The sequence below is a fragment of the Micromonospora trifolii genome, assembly GCF_050516465.1.
GTDB lineage: Bacteria > Actinomycetota > Actinomycetes > Mycobacteriales > Micromonosporaceae > Micromonospora > Micromonospora trifolii.
In genome coordinates, this window is the sequence record NZ_CP191526.1 from 3256600 (window position 1) to 3275095 (window position 18496).

General features: G+C 69.6%; 19 protein-coding genes. 8 read left to right on the plus strand and 11 right to left on the minus strand.

Annotation, left to right across the window (positions count from 1 at the left end):
• Positions 1-2 precede the first annotated feature (2 nt).
• From ACQRWP_RS14825 to ACQRWP_RS14835, 3 genes are all read right to left on the minus strand, one after another.
• Entirely contained in the window at positions 3-833 is an 831-nt protein-coding gene (locus ACQRWP_RS14825) for a carbohydrate ABC transporter permease (RefSeq protein ID WP_410816798.1), read from the minus strand.
• Positions 830-1783 (minus strand): carbohydrate ABC transporter permease, encoded by a 954-nt coding sequence (locus tag ACQRWP_RS14830; protein ID WP_430502810.1) that lies wholly within the window; start codon positions 1781-1783, stop codon positions 830-832. Before ACQRWP_RS14830 ends, ACQRWP_RS14825 begins: the two co-directional genes overlap by 4 nt.
• A 76-nt stretch (positions 1784-1859) precedes the next feature.
• Positions 1860-3107, minus strand: coding sequence for an ABC transporter substrate-binding protein (locus ACQRWP_RS14835; RefSeq protein WP_430502811.1), 1248 nt, complete (start codon positions 3105-3107; stop codon positions 1860-1862).
• Positions 3108-3218: 111 nt separating this feature from the next.
• Between ACQRWP_RS14835 and ACQRWP_RS14840 the strand changes: the two genes are divergently transcribed.
• Positions 3219-4061, plus strand: coding sequence for an IclR family transcriptional regulator (locus tag ACQRWP_RS14840; RefSeq protein WP_430502812.1), 843 nt, complete (start codon positions 3219-3221; stop codon positions 4059-4061).
• Positions 4062-4080: 19 nt separating this feature from the next.
• Here the strand turns inward: ACQRWP_RS14840 and ACQRWP_RS14845 are convergent, their stop codons facing one another.
• Positions 4081-4395: a chorismate mutase gene (locus ACQRWP_RS14845; RefSeq protein WP_430502813.1), complete on the minus strand. Its 315-nt coding sequence runs from the start codon at positions 4393-4395 to the stop codon at positions 4081-4083.
• Between the two features lie 34 nt (positions 4396-4429).
• Positions 4430-5047: a TetR/AcrR family transcriptional regulator gene (locus tag ACQRWP_RS14850; protein WP_430502814.1), complete on the minus strand. Its 618-nt coding sequence runs from the start codon at positions 5045-5047 to the stop codon at positions 4430-4432.
• Between the two features lie 78 nt (positions 5048-5125).
• Between ACQRWP_RS14850 and ACQRWP_RS14855 the strand changes: the two genes are divergently transcribed.
• Both ACQRWP_RS14855 and ACQRWP_RS14860 read left to right on the plus strand, forming a co-directional pair.
• A complete protein-coding gene (locus ACQRWP_RS14855) occupies positions 5126-5554 on the plus strand; it encodes a hypothetical protein (RefSeq protein WP_430502815.1) in 429 nt (142 codons plus the stop codon).
• Complete coding sequence (locus tag ACQRWP_RS14860) at positions 5551-5952, plus strand: hypothetical protein (RefSeq protein WP_430502816.1); 402 nt, start codon at positions 5551-5553, stop codon at positions 5950-5952. Before ACQRWP_RS14855 ends, ACQRWP_RS14860 begins: the two co-directional genes overlap by 4 nt.
• A gap of 52 nt (positions 5953-6004) precedes the next feature.
• Here ACQRWP_RS14860 and ACQRWP_RS14865 read toward each other — a convergent pair whose 3' ends face one another.
• From ACQRWP_RS14865 to ACQRWP_RS14875, 3 genes are all read right to left on the minus strand, one after another.
• On the minus strand, positions 6005-6595 hold the full coding sequence (locus tag ACQRWP_RS14865; protein WP_430502817.1) for a TetR/AcrR family transcriptional regulator: 591 nt from the start codon (positions 6593-6595) through the stop codon (positions 6005-6007).
• Positions 6588-7424, minus strand: a complete 837-nt coding sequence (locus tag ACQRWP_RS14870; protein ID WP_430502818.1) for an alpha/beta fold hydrolase — start codon at positions 7422-7424, stop codon at positions 6588-6590. Before ACQRWP_RS14870 ends, ACQRWP_RS14865 begins: the two co-directional genes overlap by 8 nt.
• A 76-nt stretch (positions 7425-7500) precedes the next feature.
• A complete protein-coding gene (locus ACQRWP_RS14875; RefSeq protein ID WP_430502819.1) occupies positions 7501-8283 on the minus strand; it encodes a hypothetical protein in 783 nt (260 codons plus the stop codon).
• Positions 8284-8336: 53 nt separating this feature from the next.
• On the opposite strand from ACQRWP_RS14875, the gene ACQRWP_RS14880 reads away from it, so the two are divergent.
• Entirely contained in the window at positions 8337-8939 is a 603-nt protein-coding gene (locus ACQRWP_RS14880) for a class I SAM-dependent DNA methyltransferase (protein ID WP_430502820.1), read from the plus strand.
• A 92-nt stretch (positions 8940-9031) separates the two neighbouring features.
• On the opposite strand, the gene wrbA is transcribed toward ACQRWP_RS14880, so the two are convergent.
• Entirely contained in the window at positions 9032-9640 is a 609-nt protein-coding gene (wrbA, locus tag ACQRWP_RS14885) for an NAD(P)H:quinone oxidoreductase (RefSeq protein WP_430502821.1), read from the minus strand.
• 184 nt (positions 9641-9824) lie between these two features.
• Here wrbA and ACQRWP_RS14890 point away from each other — a divergent pair, with 184 nt between their 5' ends.
• Both ACQRWP_RS14890 and ACQRWP_RS14895 read left to right on the plus strand, forming a co-directional pair.
• Entirely contained in the window at positions 9825-12653 is a 2829-nt protein-coding gene (locus ACQRWP_RS14890; RefSeq protein ID WP_430502822.1) for an AfsR/SARP family transcriptional regulator, read from the plus strand.
• Between the two features lie 69 nt (positions 12654-12722).
• Complete coding sequence (locus ACQRWP_RS14895) at positions 12723-14288, plus strand: alpha/beta hydrolase (protein ID WP_430502823.1); 1566 nt, start codon at positions 12723-12725, stop codon at positions 14286-14288.
• A 119-nt stretch (positions 14289-14407) separates the two neighbouring features.
• Here ACQRWP_RS14895 and ACQRWP_RS14900 read toward each other — a convergent pair whose 3' ends face one another.
• A complete protein-coding gene (locus ACQRWP_RS14900) occupies positions 14408-14800 on the minus strand; it encodes a YybH family protein (RefSeq protein ID WP_430502824.1) in 393 nt (130 codons plus the stop codon).
• A 223-nt stretch (positions 14801-15023) separates the two neighbouring features.
• Between ACQRWP_RS14900 and ACQRWP_RS14905 the strand changes: the two genes are divergently transcribed.
• Positions 15024-16907, plus strand: coding sequence for an alpha/beta hydrolase-fold protein (locus tag ACQRWP_RS14905; RefSeq protein ID WP_430502825.1), 1884 nt, complete (start codon positions 15024-15026; stop codon positions 16905-16907).
• Positions 16908-16973: 66 nt separating this feature from the next.
• Here the strand turns inward: ACQRWP_RS14905 and ACQRWP_RS14910 are convergent, their stop codons facing one another.
• On the minus strand, positions 16974-17687 hold the full coding sequence (locus ACQRWP_RS14910) for an alpha/beta fold hydrolase (protein ID WP_430502826.1): 714 nt from the start codon (positions 17685-17687) through the stop codon (positions 16974-16976).
• A gap of 109 nt (positions 17688-17796) precedes the next feature.
• On the opposite strand from ACQRWP_RS14910, the gene ACQRWP_RS14915 reads away from it, so the two are divergent.
• Positions 17797-18462: a DNA alkylation repair protein gene (locus ACQRWP_RS14915; RefSeq protein WP_430502827.1), complete on the plus strand. Its 666-nt coding sequence runs from the start codon at positions 17797-17799 to the stop codon at positions 18460-18462.
• Positions 18463-18496: the final 34 nt, after the last annotated feature.

The window sequence follows — 18496 nt, forward strand, 5'->3', positions numbered from 1 at the left end:
GCTCAACCCTTCACCGCACCGGCGGTCATGCCCGACACCACGTACTTCTGCACCAACAGGTAGAAGGCGACGGCAGGCAACGTGAACAGGAAGGCGACAGCCATCACCGTCTGGATCGGTGTACCCAGTTCGCCGATGAAGTTCGCGATGCCGACGGAGGCGGGTTGCAGCTCGGGGTTGAAGATGAACGTCACCGCGAACACGTACTCGTTCCAGGCGTGGAAGAAGGCGATGACCGCGGTGGCCGCGATCGACGGCGCGATGAGCGGCACGTTGATGCGGGTCAGGGTGGTGAAGGGCCGGGCGCCGTCGGCACGCGCGGCCTCCTCCAGCTCCTTCGGGATGCCGTCGATGGCGCCCTTGAGGATCAGCGCGACGATCGGCAGGACGAAGGCGGAGTTCACCAGGACGAGGCCGGTCAGCGAGTCGAGCAGTTCGAAGCGGCGGAACAGCGCGAACAGCGGGACGACCATGAGCGCCTCGGGAAGCATCTGCGTGAAGAGCAGCACGACGGTCAGCACGGCCTTGCCCCAGAACGAGAACCGGGACAGCGCGTAGCCGAGCGGGATGCCCAGGCCGACGGAGAGAACCATCGTGCCGACGGCGATGATCAGACTGTTGAGCAGCCACCCGGCCGCCTTGCCCTCCGCGAGCGCGTCCACGAACACCCCGAACTGACCGAGGTCGGGCGTGAGCCGGGGCTGATCGGCGAAGAGGTCGCTGTTGCTGGACAACGCCGTGACGAACATCCAGTACAGCGGAAACACCGCGACACCCAGTACGACGAGCACGGCGACGATCCGTGCGGTGACACCGAATCGGAAGCGCCTCATCGGACGTCCCCCTTCTCCACGGCACGGGCGACCAGGCGGCTGCCGATGATGACGATGAGCGAGATGACGACGCCGACCATTCCGATGGCCGCCGCCGATCCGAGTTCCTTCGAATCGAACGCCTGCGAGTAGAGGTCGATGACGAGCGTCTCGGTGGCACCGACCGGCCCGCCCTTGGTCATCAGCCAGATCAGCTCGAACCGCCGCAGCGACCAGATCGTCATCAGCAGGGCCAGCAGACCCACTGTCGGCTTGATGACCTGCCAGGTGACCGCGCGGAAGGTGGCCCATCGCCCGGCGCCGTCCACGGTCGCGGCCTCGTTGAGGTCCTGCGGAACGGACTGGAGCGCGGAGAGCAGCACCACGGAGGTGAACGGGAACAACTGCCAGATCGTCGTGGCCAGCACCGCCGGGAGCGCGTAGCGCGAGCTGTCCAGGATCGCGCCGCCGGGCACACCGAGTCCGACGGCATCGAGGAAGCGGTTCACGATGCCGTACTGCGCGTTGAGCATCCAGGTGGCGATGAGCGCGACCGCGATGCCCGGGGCGGCCCACGGGACGGTCACCAGCGCCCGTGCCACGCCACGGCCGCGGAACTTCCTGTTGAGCAGGAGCGCGACGGCGAGCCCGGCGCCGATCGCGACGACCACACAGGTGATCACGTAGACGAAGGTGATCAGCAGGGTGCGATGGAATTCGGGGTCACCGAAGATCCGGTTGAAGTTGTCGAGGCCGACCCACTCGCTGCGGGTGGGGTTGAGCAGCCTCGTCCTGGTGAAGCTGAGGTACACCTCCTGAACGAGGGGTACCGCCTGGAAGACGAGGATGAACAGGGCGGCGGGTGCCAGGAACAGGTACGGCGTCCACTTGCTGCCCAGCGGGCTGGGCCGACGCCGGGGCCGGCCTGGAGGTGTTGTCTTCGGTGCTCCGGTCTGCTCGACCACAGTCATCGGGTTCGATCCTTCTGGGGGAAGGACGCTGCCGGCGCACGGATCGTTGCGCCGGCAGCGTCGCCGTGTCGAGCGGTCAGCGGACCAGTTCGCTCGCCTGCTGCTGGGCGCGATCCAGTGCCGACTTGAGGTCGGCCTTGCCCTGCAGTGCCGCGACCACGTTCTGCACGACCACCTTGCGGATGTCCGGAGTCTTGGCCTCGAACCCCAGCACGATCTGCGGCAGGCTGGTCTCGGTGAGCCCGTCGAAGACGGGGAGGAACGGGGTCGCCTTGAGCGCGTCCGCGCTGCGCTGCGTGGTGGTGGCGACGCTGCTCGCGCCGAGGATCTCCTGCAGCTTGACCTGGTTCTGCGGCTCCAGCGCCCACTTGATGAAGGTGCCGGCCTCGTCCTTGCCCTCGCTCGCCTCGTTGATCACGATTGGGGCGAGGATCGCGCCCTGCTTGCGGACCGGGAACGGGATGGGCGCGACGTTGAAGTTCAGCTTGGCGTTCTGGCCGCGGGTGGCGGTCACGTAGCCGCCGTTGTTGAGCTCCATCCCGACCTTGCCCTCGGCGAACATCCGCCGGAAGGTGGCCGCGTCCGCTCCGCGCGGGATCACGTTCGCGTCGTACAGGTCCTTGAACGCCTGTAGGCCCTTGAGGTTCTCCGGCGAGTTGATCGTCAGGTTCTTGCCGTCGGACCACGCGCCGCCGAAGCCGTAGACGTAGTTGAAGATGTCCTGCCAGACACCGGCCTCCTCGGCCTCCGTCTGGCGGAACGCCAGGCCGAAGACGTCACCCTTGGTCAGCGACTTCGCGGTGGAGGTGAACTGCTCGTAGGTGGTCGGCGGCGTCGGGATCAGGTCCGCGTTGTAGAACATCGCGTAGTTCGACGCCTCGAAGATGACGCCGTGCCGGACACCGTCGTGGACCATGAACTGGTCCGGCTGCTTGAGCAGGTCGTACTTGCTGGCGTCGATCACCTTGTCCAGCGGCGCGATGAGGCCGGCGTCGGAGGCCGCCTCGAACTCGGGCATGTCGAAGCGGACCAGGTCGGGGCCCTTGCCGCTGCCCATCTGGGTGAGCACGGTCTGGCCGAAGGTCGGGTACGGCACCGCGGCGGCGGAGACCTGGACCTTGGTCTGGCTCGAATTGAACTCGTCGAGCCACTTCGTCAACAAGGGCCCGCGGCCCGGGTCGCCGAAGGTCGAGGCGGCGAAGGTCAGCTTGGTGACGCCGTCGCCGGAATCGCCGTCCGAGCCGCAACCGGTCAAGAGGGTGGCGACCAGGCCGAGGGCACATGTCGCCCTGGCGATGCCGAAATGAGCGCGCTTATTACCCATCGTTACTCCACTGTTACGAGTTGGCATCAAGCCGATGAAATTGCAACGATCGTAGCGTCATGTGCAACGGTGTCAAGTGGCGATTGCGCATCGCGTCATCTATATTGCATAATGTGCAATGACAGCGACGGCGCTGCCCGTCGCGCGAGGGGAGACACAGCCTTGGCGCAATCGATTCGTCGCGCGATCGACCTCATCCGTCGATCCGCGGAGCACCCGCTGTCCCTTACGGAGGCTGCGGACGTGCTCGGCGTCCACAAGTCCACAGCCCTGCGCATCCTGCAGACACTGGAGTCCGCGCGCTTCGTCCGCCGGACCGGCGCGGGCACCTACGTCCTCGGCAGCGGCCTGATCGAGTTGTCCGAGCTCGCGCTCGGCTCGATGGACCTCCGCCAGCCCGCAGCCGCACACCTACGTGCGCTGCAACGCGAGACCGGCCACACCGTACACCTGGCGCAACTGACCGGCGACGAGATCATCTATATCGACAAGGTGGACAGCCCGGCGTTCGACGCCGTCAAGCTGCCCTCGCGGATCGGACGCGCGGTGTCCATCTACGCGAGCGCCGTGGGCAAGACGATCCTGGCCTACCTACCCCGGCAGGAACGCGACCGCCTTCTCTCCCACGTCGTCTTCGAGAAATTCACCGACACCACCTTCGCCGACCACGACGCCCTGGAAGCCGAACTCGCCCGCATCCACGACTGCGGCTGGGCCATGGACAACGGCGAGCACGACGCCTATGTGATGTGCGTGGCCGCGCCGATCAGGGATTCGCGGGGGCAGGTCATCGCCGCCGCCTCGATCACGGCGATCGAGGTCATCGCAAGCCTCGACCAGCTCAAGAGCAACCTTCCGCTGCTCCTGGAGACCGCCAACAAGATCTCGTACGAGCTCGGCTACGCGCCGCCCTCCTTGGCGAGCCCGGACGGTGAGAGCCGCTCCGCGACCTGACCGCGCCCGTCCCGGGGGATCATCGCGTTGTCGGCGCCGACCCGCCGGTGATGCGGTGATGCTCGTCGGTCTCCATGTCGATGAAGGCCTGGATCATGCCCCGGTAGATCCGTTCGATCAGATCCGGGTCGGCACCGGCCTCGCTGGCCAACGTCCGGACCCGGGCCACCACCTGCGCCACCCGGTCCGGCGCACGGACCGCCTGAGCGTCGCTCTTGAGCGGGGCGGCCTGCCGGACCAGCGCCTCCCGCCGGGCGAGCAGCCCGACCAACTCCCGATCCAGCTCGTCGATCCGAGCACGGATCTCGGTCAACGTCGCCGCAGTCTCTGCCACGCCGGAAATCGTCGCACGACGGCGACACGATCGTTCAGCGCAGCAGCGCCATCCGGTCGATGATGGAGTCGCGCAGCCCCGGTGGCCAGGGGAACAACGGCGCCGCCACCTGGAGCTGGGCGAATCCGTGCAGCCCGACCCAGAGCGCCGTCGCGTCGCCGAAGGGGTCCGCGCTGGTCGATCGTCCCGCCGCGACGCAGTCGGCGAGCGTACGCCGGAAGACCTCGAAGGCTCCCATGCCGAGTACGGCGAGCTCGTCCGCCATGGCCGGGGCCCGCTCAAGGGCCTGCCCGGCATCCCAGACGGCACCGAACATCACCCGGTACTGATGGGGTCGGCGTTCGGCGAAGGTCAGGTACGCCGCGCAGATCGCGCGCAGGCGCTCGACCGGGTCCGCGTCATGCAGTGCGCCCAGTTCCTGCTCCAGGATGTCGAACGCGCGTTGCGCGACCGCGAGCAGGATCGAGTCCAGGTCCGGAAAGTGCGTATAGATCGACGGCGCGGAGATGCCGGCCTGCCGGGCGATCCCCCGCAGGGTCACGTTCTGCGGTGTGCCGTCCTCCAGGAGTGCCATCGCGGCGTCGACGATCTCGTCGCGCAGCTGGGCACCTTCGCCGCGCTTGTTGCGGGCCCGCGTTCTCGGTGTGGTCACGCCATGACTTTACAGATGTTAGGCGAGCGCGTAAGTTAACGGTCGTAAGTTCACATCCGTTTCCAGAGATGGAGCCCCATGACCGCCGCGACTGCTCCCCGAATCGACATCGCCTCTCCCACCCAGCGCGCAGACCTCGTAGGCCGCGGGCTGGCGGCCCTGGCGTCCCTCGCCACCGGCGTCGCGTTCGTCAACGGCGTACTACTGACCATCAACGCCAACGACGACCGCCTGTTCATCGAAGGCTGGCGAGTCTCCAGCTTCGGCATCTTCGCCGCGCTCTTCGCCCTGCTCGCGGTCCGGCCCCGTCAAGCGGCCGGCGTCTGGGAGATCGTGCTCGTCGGCAAGGCCGCGCTCGTCGTGTTCGGCGCGCTGATCGGAGACGTCCCCGAGGCACGCCTGTCGGCCATCATCGACTTCGGGCTCGTCGCCGTCGTCGCGGCTGCCTACGTGCTGTGCCGCGGCTGGTTGGCGTGGCGTCGGGCGACCACCAACCCGACCCGATGACGGGAACGACCATGCCCTCCGCCTCGCCTCCGCAGCGCGTCGACCGGACCGTCATCATCTCGATCTGGGCCGTCCCGGTCCTGGTCGTCGGCCAGTTCGCCATGCTGGCCATCGTCCCGGTCGTCCTCGCGCTGACCGTCAGCCTGCGGCATGCCCACCTCCGCGGACTACGCCGCTGGACAGTCGCTCTCGCCACCGCCTACGCGACCCCGCTGATCCTCTGGGCCATCGGGCCCGACCGCGCCCCGAGCCTGTCCAAGGACATGCACCCGGTCTTCGCCGCACTGATCGTCGTGGTCGCGCTGGCCGCGGCAACTGCCTACCACCTCGGCCGTCGGCGTTCGAGCAGGGCCGACGGCTCGTCGAGCGAGCGGCCGTACTTCCGGGCCGCCCCGTGATCGATCCGCCCCTCATGGAGAGGCAGCCCGTACGGGTCGACGCGACCCGGTGTCAGCGGGCGACGTCGCTGCCGCTGGCGGCGCCGGCGCGAAGGCCCTGATCGATGAACGTGACCAACCAGGTGAAGCTCTCGTCGACGGACGCGTCGATCTGGAACCCACCGGCCGCCTCCAGGGTGGCGAATCCGTGCAGGACGCTGCGCAGCGTCCGCATGGCGTGGATCTCCTGGCCGGGGTCCAGGCCGTACCCGCTCAGCATGGCCGCCCAGGAGGCGAGCACCCGCTCGCTGGCCGGGATGAACGGGTCGTCGGGGCCGGTCGGGCGGGTGGCGTTGGCGGCCGCGTACCGGCCGGGGTGTTCCCGCACGTACGTCCGCATCGCCTGCGCGCCCGCGGCGAGGGCATCGCTGCCGGACCGGCCCTGGATGGCGTCGCGGATGGCGTCGCCGGCCTCGGTCATGGCCAGGATGGCGATCCGGTGCGCCAGCTCGGCCTGGCTGGTGACGTGCTTGTAGAGCGAGGGGGTCTTGATCCCGAGCCGTTCGGCGAGCAGGCCCATGCTGAGGTTGTCGAAGCCGACCTCGTCGACCAGCGCGGCTGCGGCTTCGGTGACCAACGCCGGGGTGAGCCGGGCCTTAGGCATTGGTCAGCGTCCGGGCGAGGAAGGGCAGGGCCAGGGCGACAACCTCGTCGGGCGTCTGGACGTGCGGGTAGTGGCCCGCGCCCTCGATCACAGCCAACTCGCCGAGCCCTCGCGGCAGGTCGGCCATGATGCGCTCACCCTCGGCCCGCGGGTCGGCCCAGTCCGGGTCGGCGCTGCCCTGGATCACCAGGACCGGGCAGGTGACGTTGGGCAGTTGCCGACCGGCGTCGCCCGGGCTGGTCTTGGCCATGGCCTGGAGGACCTTCATCCGGCCGGGCTCACTCATCTTGGCCTCGATGCGCGCCAGCTCGCTGTGCCAGTCGGCGGGCTTGGTGGGGATCGCCACGTCGAGGTACTTGCGCCAGTTCGCCAGGCTGCCCCGCACGAGCACCTGCGCCAGTTGGAGGTAGCCGGCCCGGAAGCGCTTCACCCGCACCAACCCGCCAAGGTCGAAGGACTGTGCGCGGGTGAACGGCGCCAGCTCGATGGCGCCGACGATCAGCTCGGGCGCGGTGGCGGCCGCGATGGTCGCGGCACCGCCGCTGATCGACTGGCCGATGATCACGGCCGGTCCGCCGAGGTGGCGCACGACGGCGAGGAGATCCCCCGCGATGTCGGTGCGGCTGTAGCCGTCCCAGCCGAGGCTGGAGTCGCCGCAGCCACGGATGTCGACGTTGGCGACCCGGTAGCCGGCCGCGGCCAGGGCCGGGGCGACGGATCGGTAGGAGTGCCGGCTGTCGCCCATGCCGTGCGCCAGCACGACCAGTGGGCCCTGCCCGGAGACCTCGTAGGCGATGGTGTTGCCGGCAATGTCCAGGTTTTCGATCATGACGCCCCCAACTGAAGCTAACGTAATTAGCTAAAGGCTAACTGCATTAGCCGAAGCTGGCAAACGCGGGTCGCCGCTACTTCCCTCCGCCCAGGCCGAGCTGGGGATAGAGGGCGTCGGGGGCGGCGACCGCTCCGGGCGGCCGAGCGACAGTGACAGTCGTACCGAAATCGCTGTAGCGCAGGGAGGCGTTCGGCAATCCGCTCGCCTCCGGCATCAGGAAGCTGACCAGCCGACCCTCGGTGTCCAGCGTCGCCCGGAACGCGTGGCTGCGCGCGCCGTCCGGAAGGGCGCCACCGGGAGGGGGTTGGAAGCTGATCCCGTTGCCGGCGGCAATCCGGGTCACGTCGATCGTCCCGGTGATCTGGGCCCCGTTCGCTCGTGCGGTGACGATCGCCTCGATGAGGCGGCCGGAGCCGCCGAAGTCGTTCCTGCCCGGCGCGAAGCTCAGGGCGAAGTCCGACGGCACCCGGGCCGGGTCCAGGACCATCCATTCGTCGCCGACACCGCGCATGGGTAGGCCGATCTTCATGTAGACCTCGTCTTCGATCATCCGGATCTCGATGTCCCCACCCGGCGTCGAAACGGTGCCGATCGAGCGCTTGTGGACGTTGTCGCTGTGCGACAGCGTCGTGACCTGACTGGCGATATCGACGTCGCTGCGAAAACTCGTCTGATCGACGAACGCCGTGCCCGCCCGCAGCAGACCGATCGCCTCGGCCGTCGTGGTGGCATCGGCGCTGGGGCCCGACACCGGGGCGGATCGAGGTTTGGGTTCGTTCTCCGTCGGCGCGCCAACCGTGCAACCCAGCAGGAGCAGGCCCGCAGAAATGCCGGCCAGTGTGGCTCGACGTGTCATGGCCATCACGGTAGGCCGCCTCGGCAAGGTCTGGTGACCCGTATAGTTCCGCGATGGAAACGGACACGGTGCGGCAGGCTTACACGTCCGTCGCGGAGCTCTACATCGAACTGTTCGGCACGAGCCAGCAGGTGGACACCGACGACCTCGCCCTCATCAGACGACACCTGGGCAGCCGGCCCGGCCGGGTGCTCGATCTGGGGTGCGGGCCTGGCCACCTCACCGGCTACCTTCGTGAGCTGGGCGTCGACGTGATGGGGATCGACCTGGTCCCCGAGTTCATCGCGCATGCACGGGCGTCCCACCCGGGCGTCGAGTTCCACCTCGGTTCGATGGAACGCCTCGACGTCGCCGAAGACTCCATCGACGGCATCCTGGCCTGGTACTCGTTGATCCATCTTCCGCCGCCGGAGCTCGACGGCATGCTCAAGGAGTTCCGGCGAGTGTTGGTGCCGGACGGGCGGTTGGTCCTGGGTATCTTCGACGCCGATGAGGTCGGCGCCTTCGACCACAAGGTCCTGACCGCCTACCGCTGGCCGGTCGACGAGATCTCCGAACGACTCGGCCGGGCCGGTTTCCGGGAGGTCGAACGCCTCCGGCGGCCCGGCACCGACGAGCATCGGCCGCTTGCCGCCATCGCGGCGATCGCGGTGTGAGGGCGCCGAGGGCCGGCCTCCCATCGTGGGAGGCCGGCCCTCGCCCAACCGAGCACCCGCGTCGACGCGGGCGTCCGGTATGGCGGCAGCGCTCAGGCGCTGAGCTTCCCGGCGATCTTGACGACCCGCTCGGCCATGTGGTCGAGGGCGGCGAACTGGGCGTCGCCCAGCGGGGCGTCGTTGCTTCCGCCGGTGACGTGCGAGACGCCGTACGGGTTGCCGTCGGCGAACTTCAGCGGGTCGGTGTAACCCGGGGCGACGACCAGACCGCCGAAGTGGTGGACGGTGTTGTAGAGCGCGAGAAGGGTCGACTCCTGGCCGCCGTGCGCGGTCATGGATGCGGTGAAGCCGGCGTACACCTTGTCGGCGAGCAGCCCCTGCGCCCACTGCGGGCCGAGGGTGTCGATGAACTGCTTGAGCTGGCTGGCGACGTTGCCGTAACGGGTGGGCGTGCCGAACAGCACCGCGTCCGCCCAGACGACGTCGTCGGCGGTCGCCTTCGGCTCGTTCTTCGTGGAGTCGAAGTGCTGGCTCCAAGCGGCGTTGGAGGCGATCGCCTCCGCCGGGGCGAGCTCCGGAACCTGACGCAGCCGCACCTCGGCGCCCGCCTTCTCGCCAGCCTCGGCGAGGCGCTTGGCCATGGCGTGGAGGGTACCGGTGGACGAGTAGTAGATGACGGAGAGCTTGGTCATCGGAGGCATCCTTCCCAAAGTATTTGCCGCTGATAAATTTGCGGCCGCAACAATCTCGACTGTAGCAGCCCACCTCGCGGCACCCCAACGTCCTGACCATGCCACCTGCGTGACGGAGCACACCGGGAGACGGGCGCGGGCTGCGGCCGTCCAGCCGATGAGGCGGGATGGTCCGGGCCCCTACGATGAGGCGATGGACCCCGCTGGGGCGCCGCCGGCGACGCGGTACCAACTGCTCGGACCGGTCGAGGCGCGGTCGGCCTGCGGGGAACGGCTGGCCCTCGGCACGCCGATGCAGGTGCGCCTCCTGGCCGTGCTGATGGCGCAGCCGGGCACCGGATGGTCCATCGATCAACTCGTCGACGAGCTGTGGCAGGGGCGCCCACCGAAGACGGCAGCCGGCAACGTGAAGACCTATGTCTGGGCGTTGCGCCGGGCGCTGCGCTCCCCGGGCTTCCCCGACCCCGCCATCCTCGCCGGGCCCACCGGCTACCGCCTCGCCCTCGACGGGCTGACGGTGGACAGCGTGGCCTTCGACGACCTGGCCCAGCGCGGGTATTCCGCGCTGCGGCAGGGTCACTGGTCAGCCGCCCAGGAGTCGTTCGAGGCCGCGTTGGCACTCTGGCGTGGGGAGCCGTTCGCGGGCCTCGCCGGCTGGGGGGTGTTGCTCTCCGTCCGGGCACGGCTTCAGGAGCAGCGCTCTAGCCTGGTGGAAGAGGTCGCGGACCTCCAGCTGCGCGCCGGACGGCATCACGAGCTGATCGAACCGTTGCGGAGCCAGGTCGACGACGATCCGCTGCGCGAGCGCCCATGGGGACAACTGATGGTGGCCCTGGCGCGGACCGGCCGGCGCGCCGACGCGCTGGCAACGTACCGGCAGCTCCGCCAGCTCCTCGCCGAGGAGGTGGGAGTCGAGCCCGGCCCCGATCTCCAACACCTGCACACCCGCATCCTGCGGGGTGAGCGGGAGCTGTTGACATCCGATTCGCGGCCACCGGAAAGATGCCCGCCGCGGGTGGTCCCCCGACAGCTGCCGGCCCCACCGAGTCTGTTCACCGGCCGGGCCGGGGAGCTGGCCCGGCTCACCACGCTGCTGCTCACCGACCCCGGCTCGGCCGGCACCGTCGTCATCACCGGTACGGGCGGCGTCGGAAAGAGTTGGCTGGCGTTGCGCTGGGCGCACGACAACCTGCATCACTTCCCCGACGGGCAGCTCCACGTCGACCTGGGTGGATTCGGCACCGCGACGCAGGAGGCGTCACCCTCGGCCGTCGTCGTACGCTCGCTTCTGCCCGCCCTGGGTGTGAAACCCCTGGAGATCCCCGCCGAGCCGGCGGCCCAGTTCGCCCTGTACCGCAGCCTGACCGCGAATCGGCGGATGCTCGTACTGCTCGACAACGCCCGCGACGCGGAACAGGTGCGACCGCTGCTTCCGGGGTCGACCCGCTGCGCTGTGCTGGTGACGAGTCGCCACACCCTGCCCGGCCTGGTCGCCGCCGATGGCGCTTATCCCCTCGCGCTGGACCTGCCCACCGACGACGAAGCGCGTCGGCTGCTCGTCCGCCGACTGGGTGCGCAGCGGGCCGCCGCCCACCCGGCAGCGGTGGACGAGCTGATCAGACGTACCGCGCGGTTGCCCCTGGCCCTGTCCATCGTGGCCGCGCGAGCCGCCGCCCGACCCACGTTTCCGCTCCAGGCCATCGCCGACGACCTGGCGGCGAGCCGGGGCGGGCTCGCCGCGCTGGCCACCGACGATGCCGCCACCGACGTGCGGACCGTGCTCTCCTGGTCGTACCGCCTGCTCAGCGCGGACGCGGCCCGACTGTTCCGGCAGATCAGCCTGCACCCCGCCCCGGACGTCAGCGCGGCGGCCGCAGCCAGCCTCGCCGAGGCGCCGCCGCACCTGATCCGTCCGGCGCTCGACGAGTTGACCCGGGCGAACCTGCTGGCCGAACCGTCCCCCAACCGCTTTCGCTGTCACGATCTGCTCCGCGCCTACGGGGAGGAGCTGACGTACGCGCTCGACCGTCCGGCCGACCGTAGCGCCGTCCGCACGCGGGTGCTCGACCACTACCTGTGTGTCGCTCGGGACGCGGCGAGGCTGGTCGACGCCGGTTGGCAGCCGCTCGATCCGCCTCCCCTGCCCGCCGACGCGTCACCGTCGGCGTTCGCCGACCACCGGGCCGCGCTGGCCTGGTTCACCATCGAACAGCGGGTGCTGCTGGCCGCCGTCGACGACGCGGTGGCGCACAACTTCGACGCGCACGCCGGGCAGCTCGCCCAGGCCCTCACTCCCCTGCTCAGCCGGCTCTCACAGTGGCACGACCTGGCCGCCGTACAGGCCATCGCGGTCACGGTCGCGCACCGCCGCGGTGATCCGCGGGCCGAGGCGCTGGCCCACCGGGACCTCGCGCTGGCCCACATCCAGCACCGCCGGTTCGGTGCGGCTCACCATCACCTCCGGCGTGCGATGGCCCGATACGACCAGGCCGGCGACCGCCCGGGGCAGGCCAGCACCCACCTGCACCTCGCCTGGCTGTCCGACATCGAGGGCGACGCCGGGGCGGCACTGCCGCACGCCAGGCAGGCGCTGGCGCTGGCCAGCAGCACCGACGACCGGCTCGGCGAGGCGGCGGCGCTCAACGCGCTCGGCTGGAGCCACGCCCAGTTGGACGAGCACGCCCGCGCCATCACCTACTGCGAGCGGGCGCTCGCGCTCTACGAGGAGGCCGAGGACCGGCTCGGGGCGGCCCACACCTGGGACAGTCTCGGATTCGCCTATCACGGCCTCGGGAAACACCCGACCGCTGCGGACTGCTACCGGCGCGCACTCACGCTCTACTCCGACGTCCAGGACCCGTGCGGGAGGGCGGACACGCTCGTCCGCCTCGGCGACATCCATCAGGCGGTGGGCGACCACGACACCTCGGTCGACCTGTGGCGGCAGGCGTTGGCGATCCTCGACCGGGTCGGTCATCCACAGGCCGCGGTGCTGTCCGAGCGGCTGGCCGCGTACCGATGAACTCCCCGCGCCGACCGTCTCCGGACCGGCATGGATCCGACGTGGACCGGGCGTCGGCAGGCTGGACGAATGTTGACCACGAAGAGAACCACCTTCCGGCATCCCCGCAGGGTTGACCCTCGACGTCGGCGGCTCCTCGGCAGCCTCTCGGCCGTCGTCGCGGTCCTCGTCGCCCTCTCGCTCAACGCCCCACCGTCGCTCGCGGGCACCACGCCGACGGCCAACAGAACCGGGTCGATCGCCGCGGACACCGCCGGCGGTTGGAGCGGTCGGATCGACTGGCAGGCGTGCCCGGAACGGCCCGACGATCCGGGCACGCGGTGCGGCACCCTGCGCCTGCCTGTCGACTGGGCCCGACCGGGAGGGGAGACCTTCCAACTGGCGCTGGCGCGGCGCACCGCCACCGACCCGGCCGCCCGCATCGGTGTTCTGGTCTTCAACCCCGGCGGTCCCGGCCTGTCCGGGGTGGACGTGGCGCTGACGGCCGACAGCCAGCTCGGGCCGGACGTGCTGCGCCGCTTCGACATCGTCGGCTTCGACCCGCGGGGCACTGTCCGAAGCGCGCCGGTGCGCTGCTCATCGGCGCTGCTGGCCCGGCACCCCTCCCTGACACCCGCCAACGCGGCGGAGTTCGAGCGGCTCCGCACCTACAACCGCCAGCTGCGCGACGACTGCCGCGCTCACAGTGGCCCACTGTTCGACCACTTGGACAGCGTGAGCGTCGCGCGCGACACGGACGCCATCCGGGCCGCACTCGGTGAGCGGCAGCTGAGCTTCTATCAGTGGTCCTACGGCACACTGATCGGGCAGTCCTACGCCGAACTGTTTCCCGACCGTGTCCGCGCACTGGTCATGGACAGCGTGATGGACCACAGCCAGGGGGTTCGGGAATATTTCCGCAGCGGTGCGGCCAGTAACGAGGCGCTGTTCCACGAGTTCGTGACCTGGTGCGAGCGGAACTCTGGTTGCGCGCTGCACGGACGTGACGTGCCGGCGCTCTACGACCGACTGATGCGCCGCGCCGACGCCGGCACGCTTGTCGACACGACCACCGGCGCCTCGCTGACCTGGTTCGAGCTGGGATTCGCGACCTTCGTCAACTTCTTCGACGCGACCTGGGCCGATCTCGCGAACATGCTGCGCGCGCTGGAGCGGGGCGAGCCCGCCTCACTCGCGTCCCCGATGGTGCCGGTCGACGGCGACAAGGACCTGACCGAGTACGCGCTTCCGGCGTTCTGCCAGGACTGGTCGCTGCCCATCGACGGGTTCGCCGACTGGAACCGGTATCTCGACCTGTCCCGCGCCACGGCACCGCACCTGCGGGCCTCCCCGTTGGCAGTCCGCTTCGGCGCGATCTGCCTGGGCTGGACGGCGAACAACCCACAACATCAGCTGCGGGTACGGACGAGCGCGCCGCTGCTGGTGCTCAACGGGCGGTACGACCCGGCCACCCCGTACGACGGGGCCCAGCGGGTGGTGCGCCAACTCGGCAGCCGGGGCCATCTCCTCACCTACGAGGGGTCGGGCCACGCCAGCTACCCACGGACCGAGTGCACCCGTCGTCAGGTGGAGCGGTATCTCATCACCAGGGCCACCCCGCCGGTCGGCGCGAGCTGCCCGGCCGCCCCGGTCTGACGGGTCCACATCGTCACGGTGACGCCCCAGCTCACGGTAGGTAGCGCGACCGGTCCGACGACGTGTCGGTCAGGTCTCCTACCCCGGTGGCTGGGGCGTCGCCGCCGCGCCATTTCCGGTCAGGAGCCGTCGGGCGGGTCGGCCGGCTGCTGTCCCGGCCAGAACGGCCACTCCTCGAATGAGCGGCACCGTCCGTCGTCGGCGAACCGCATGATCCACAGGTCGCGGTACTCCTGGTCGACCGGGTCGCCGTAGCGGACCTCCTGGCGCGACACGGCCGTGTCACCCTCGACCGCGACGATCTCCGTGGTCAGCTGGAACACCTCGTCGGGGCCCTTGCGCTGCTTCTCCCACATCCGGGCGATGGCCGGCAGGCCGACGACGGGCGTCCAGTACGGCCCCTGCTGGTAGCTCGCGTCCTCGGTGAAGAGCGTGACCAGCGCGTCCGTGCCCGGGGTCCGCCAGAGCTGCTCGTAGGTGGTTAGCCAGTCCGCGACGTGCTTCCTGTCCATGGCATCACCTTGCCATCCGGGCGGCTGCCAGCTGGGAGAACCCGCAGGCTGCGGGCAGCGCACCCATCGAGGCGCTGGCCGGCCTCGGCTCTGGACACCCTTGACATCGAAAGGTGTAGCCAGCCACACTCCCGATGCTAATTCGATTTAGCGACCATCGAAGCCCTCAACTGCCAGTGCCCGGACCAGACCGCGACGAGCGACCACAGAGGAGTCTTCGCGCATGAGGGAAACGACCGGAAGACGCAGGCTCCGGCTTGCGATCTCGATTCTCGCGCTCACGGCACTCGGTGCGGGGGCCGTCGTCCCCGCGCCGGCTGCCGCCGCCGGCAGGCCCGCACCCGTACCGGGTGCGACGGTCAAGGCGGACCGCAACTCACCGACCGGTTACACCGTCACGTTCGTCTACCGCAATCTCCACGCCACCCAGGTCCGCCTCGCCGGGGACCTGACCCTGCTCGACGTCGACACCGGCACCACGCGCTACCAGCCGGAAGAGTGGCAACCGGGGCGCTACCACGCGGGCGGCACCGAGTTCCTCCGGGACATGACCAGGGACCCGAAGGGGAACTGGTCGGTCTCGGTCCCGCTGCACGCCGGAGGTCTCAGCTTCTGGTACCGGGTCTGGGACCCGACCCAGGGCTGGGAGAACAAGCGCATCTGGGACCCCGCCTCGACGAACCCTCGGCCGCCGGGCGAGTCCTCGTTCCGGGTCAGGAACAACGACGTGCTCGATGCCGTGCACGTGCCGTACGCCAAGAAGCAGAACGACCCGGTGCTGAAGGCGCGTGCGGGCTACGAGTTGCCGGTGGCCGACCGCGCGAAGCGAGGAACCGTCCGGTACGTCCCGTACACCACGATCCTGGGCGACAGCGGCCACTACCTCGGCGTCTACCTGCCGGCCAACTACGACGCCAACCGGACGGAGCCGTACAAGGTCGCGTACCTCGCCCACGGCATCTTCGGCGACGAGACCGACTTCATGGTCCCCGCGAACGTCCCGAACATCCTGGACAACATGACGGCCAAGGGTGAGATCGAGCCGACGGTGGTCGTCACCATGGGCAACCACTTCACGGGCACCAGCCTCGGCTTCGGGTCCTACAACCAGACCAACGCGGCCAACAACCTGGTCCAGACGATCCTTCCTCTCATGGAGCGCAGCTACAACGTCTCGACCGAGCGCTCCGGGCGCGCCTACGCCGGGTTCTCGTACGGCGGGATGACAGGCGGCGTCGTCATCAGGAACTACCCGACCACCTTCGCGTTCTACGGACACTTCTCCGGCAATCCGTCGCTCACCACCCAGGACTACGACACCATCGCGAACGCGGTCGGGGACGAAGACCTCTCCGTCTTCCTCGGCAATGGCATCTTCGAGGGCAACCTCAACGCCCAGAACGCCATCGCGGACAACTTCCGGGCCCGGGGATACGCCGCCGCGACGACCCAGGTCCCCGGCGCGCACGACGGGATGACAGCGGGCCAGCTGTTCACGATCTTCGCCCGGGACCACCTCTGGTCGGGGGTCGACTCCGTGTCGGTGACGCCCGCGACGGTGCACCTGACGAAGGGCTGGAGCTGGGCCAGGCAGTTCACCGCTCAGGTGACAACGAACGAGGGTGTGAGCCCAGCGGTGACGTGGTCGGTCCAGGGAGCGGCCTCCACGGACACCACCATCTCCGCGGACGGTCTGCTCTCGGTGGCCGCGGCGGAGACCGCTTCGTCGCTCACTGTCGTGGCGACGTCGGTGGTCGATCCGACCATGTCACGCTCAGCCCAGGTCACCCTGACGCCTGCGGGCCCGGCCCGAGTCGCGGTGAAGGCGAAGGCCACGCCGGCCTCGGTCGTGCGCGGTGGCACGTTCACGCTGGCCGTCGACGTACGGGCTCAGTCTCCGCACCGCAAGGCTCCGAAGGTGACCGGCGAGGTCGCCGTCACCTTCGGCGGCACCACCCAGGTGGTTCCGCTCCGTGGTGGCGCGGCCGTCGCCGAACTGCCGACCGACGGGCTGCCCGCAGGGGTGTACCCGGTGCACGTCGCCTACTCGGGTGACCCGGTCCACGCCCCCACCGCAGCGGTCCACCAGCAGCTACGGGTTCGCTAGCCAACAGGCAGGGGTGGGCCGGCGACCTCTCGTCGTCGGCCCACCGCCGGCTGTCCGTCCGGACCGTCAGCTCACTCCCCGAACCGCCTCGATGATCGTCTCGGCGACCTCGCTCGGCCGGGCCACCGTCATCGCGTGCGAGCCGCCGACGACCTCGCGCTGCCCCCGGGGGTTGGCCCGCTCGGCCATGAAACGGTGCACCTCGGCGGGGATGTTCTTGTCCGCGTCGCCGAACACGAACCAACTGGGCAGCGACCGCCAGGCGGGGTCGCCGGTGAGCTTGTCGCCCAGGCCCTGTTCGGTGATCGGCCGCTGGGTCCGGGCCATCAGCGCGGCCATGTCGTCCGACGCGTCCGCGCAGAACTGCGCGTGGTACTGGTCCTGGCCGATCGCCACCTCGTTCCCACCGGTCGACACCGGGTACTGAACCAGCGTGTCGGCGAGGGTGCTGCCGGGGAACTTCGCGGACAGCGTCATCGCCGACTCGCCGGTGTCCGGGGCGAAGGCGTTGACGTACACGAGGGCCCGCACCGAGGTGTCGCCGGCTGCGGCCTGCGTGATCACCATGCCGCCGTACGAGTGGCCGACGAGGACAACCGGACCGCCGATCCCGCGGACGACGTCCTGCACGTACGCGGCGTCGCCCGCGACGCTGCGCAGCGGGTTCGCGACGGCCACCGAGTCGTACCCGGCGCCCAGGCGTTCAAGGACGCCGTTCCAGCTCGCCGACTCGGCGAACGCGCCGTGCACGAGCACGATGGTGGGCTGTGGATCAGGCATGATAGGTGCCCCCTCACTCCGTGAAGCTGTTCACCGCCGGTCGCACTGGTACGCCTGGATACCCGTTACGCGAGTGTGAAACGTCCGGTCCGATGAGCAGGAGGCGCCGATGACTACGACGACGCTGGCCGAGGTGACGGCCGAACTGGTCGAGCTGGAGGACCCGAAGGCACGGGCGGTGAACGCCAGACACGGTGACGATCATGGCGTGCACCTCGGCGCGCTTCGGGCGCTCGCGAAGCGGCTGAAGACGCAGCACGATCTCGCGCGCCAGCTCTGGGCGACGGGCGATGCCTCGGCGCGGCTGCTGGCAATCCTGATCTGCCGTCCCAGGGCGTTCGAGCGGGACGAGTTGGACGTCATGTTGCGCGAGGCGCGCGCCCCAAAGGTGCACGACTGGCTCCTGAACTACGTGGTGAAGAAGAGCCCACACTCCGAGGAGCTGCGGCTGGCCTGGTTCGCCGACTCGGATCCCGTGGTCGCGAGTGCCGGCTGGGCCTTGACCACCGAACGCGTGACGAAGAAGCCCGAGAGTCTCGACCTCCCGGGACTGCTCGCTGTGATCGAGACCGAAATGAAGGACGCGCCGGATCGCCTGCAGTGGGCGATGAACCACTGCCTGGCGCAGATCGGCATCGAGCACGCCGAGCACCGCGAACGGGCGATCGATATCGGCGAACGCCTGGAGGTGCTCAAGGACTACCCCACCTCCCCCGGCTGCACGTCTCCGTTCGCGCCCACCTGGATCACCGAGATGGTGCGCCGAGCGGGATAGGCAGCGAGTTCTCGGTCGATCCCGCACCGGCGGG

Bases quoted from the DNA above. Each gene is read 5' to 3' on its own strand.
- ACQRWP_RS14860 (WP_430502816.1), top strand. From the start codon at position 5,551: ATGACGGGAACGACCATGCCCTCCGCCTCGCCTCCGCAGCGCGTCGAC.
- ACQRWP_RS14915 (WP_430502827.1), top strand. From the start codon at position 17,797: ATGACTACGACGACGCTGGCCGAGGTGACGGCCGAACTGGTCGAGCTG.
- ACQRWP_RS14875 (WP_430502819.1), bottom strand. From the start codon at position 8,283: ATGACACGTCGAGCCACACTGGCCGGCATTTCTGCGGGCCTGCTCCTG.
- ACQRWP_RS14840 (WP_430502812.1), top strand. From the start codon at position 3,219: ATGTGCAATGACAGCGACGGCGCTGCCCGTCGCGCGAGGGGAGACACA.
- ACQRWP_RS14890 (WP_430502822.1), top strand. From the start codon at position 9,825: ATGGACCCCGCTGGGGCGCCGCCGGCGACGCGGTACCAACTGCTCGGA.
- ACQRWP_RS14835 (WP_430502811.1), bottom strand. From the start codon at position 3,107: ATGGGTAATAAGCGCGCTCATTTCGGCATCGCCAGGGCGACATGTGCC.
- ACQRWP_RS14865 (WP_430502817.1), bottom strand. From the start codon at position 6,595: ATGCCTAAGGCCCGGCTCACCCCGGCGTTGGTCACCGAAGCCGCAGCC.
- wrbA (WP_430502821.1), bottom strand. From the start codon at position 9,640: ATGCCTCCGATGACCAAGCTCTCCGTCATCTACTACTCGTCCACCGGT.
- ACQRWP_RS14870 (WP_430502818.1), bottom strand. From the start codon at position 7,424: ATGATCGAAAACCTGGACATTGCCGGCAACACCATCGCCTACGAGGTC.
- ACQRWP_RS14825 (WP_410816798.1), bottom strand. From the start codon at position 833: ATGAGGCGCTTCCGATTCGGTGTCACCGCACGGATCGTCGCCGTGCTC.
- ACQRWP_RS14910 (WP_430502826.1), bottom strand. From the start codon at position 17,687: ATGCCTGATCCACAGCCCACCATCGTGCTCGTGCACGGCGCGTTCGCC.
- ACQRWP_RS14880 (WP_430502820.1), top strand. From the start codon at position 8,337: ATGGAAACGGACACGGTGCGGCAGGCTTACACGTCCGTCGCGGAGCTC.
- ACQRWP_RS14900 (WP_430502824.1), bottom strand. From the start codon at position 14,800: ATGGACAGGAAGCACGTCGCGGACTGGCTAACCACCTACGAGCAGCTC.
- ACQRWP_RS14855 (WP_430502815.1), top strand. From the start codon at position 5,126: ATGACCGCCGCGACTGCTCCCCGAATCGACATCGCCTCTCCCACCCAG.
- ACQRWP_RS14905 (WP_430502825.1), top strand. From the start codon at position 15,024: ATGAGGGAAACGACCGGAAGACGCAGGCTCCGGCTTGCGATCTCGATT.
- ACQRWP_RS14830 (WP_430502810.1), bottom strand. From the start codon at position 1,783: ATGACTGTGGTCGAGCAGACCGGAGCACCGAAGACAACACCTCCAGGC.
- ACQRWP_RS14895 (WP_430502823.1), top strand. From the start codon at position 12,723: ATGTTGACCACGAAGAGAACCACCTTCCGGCATCCCCGCAGGGTTGAC.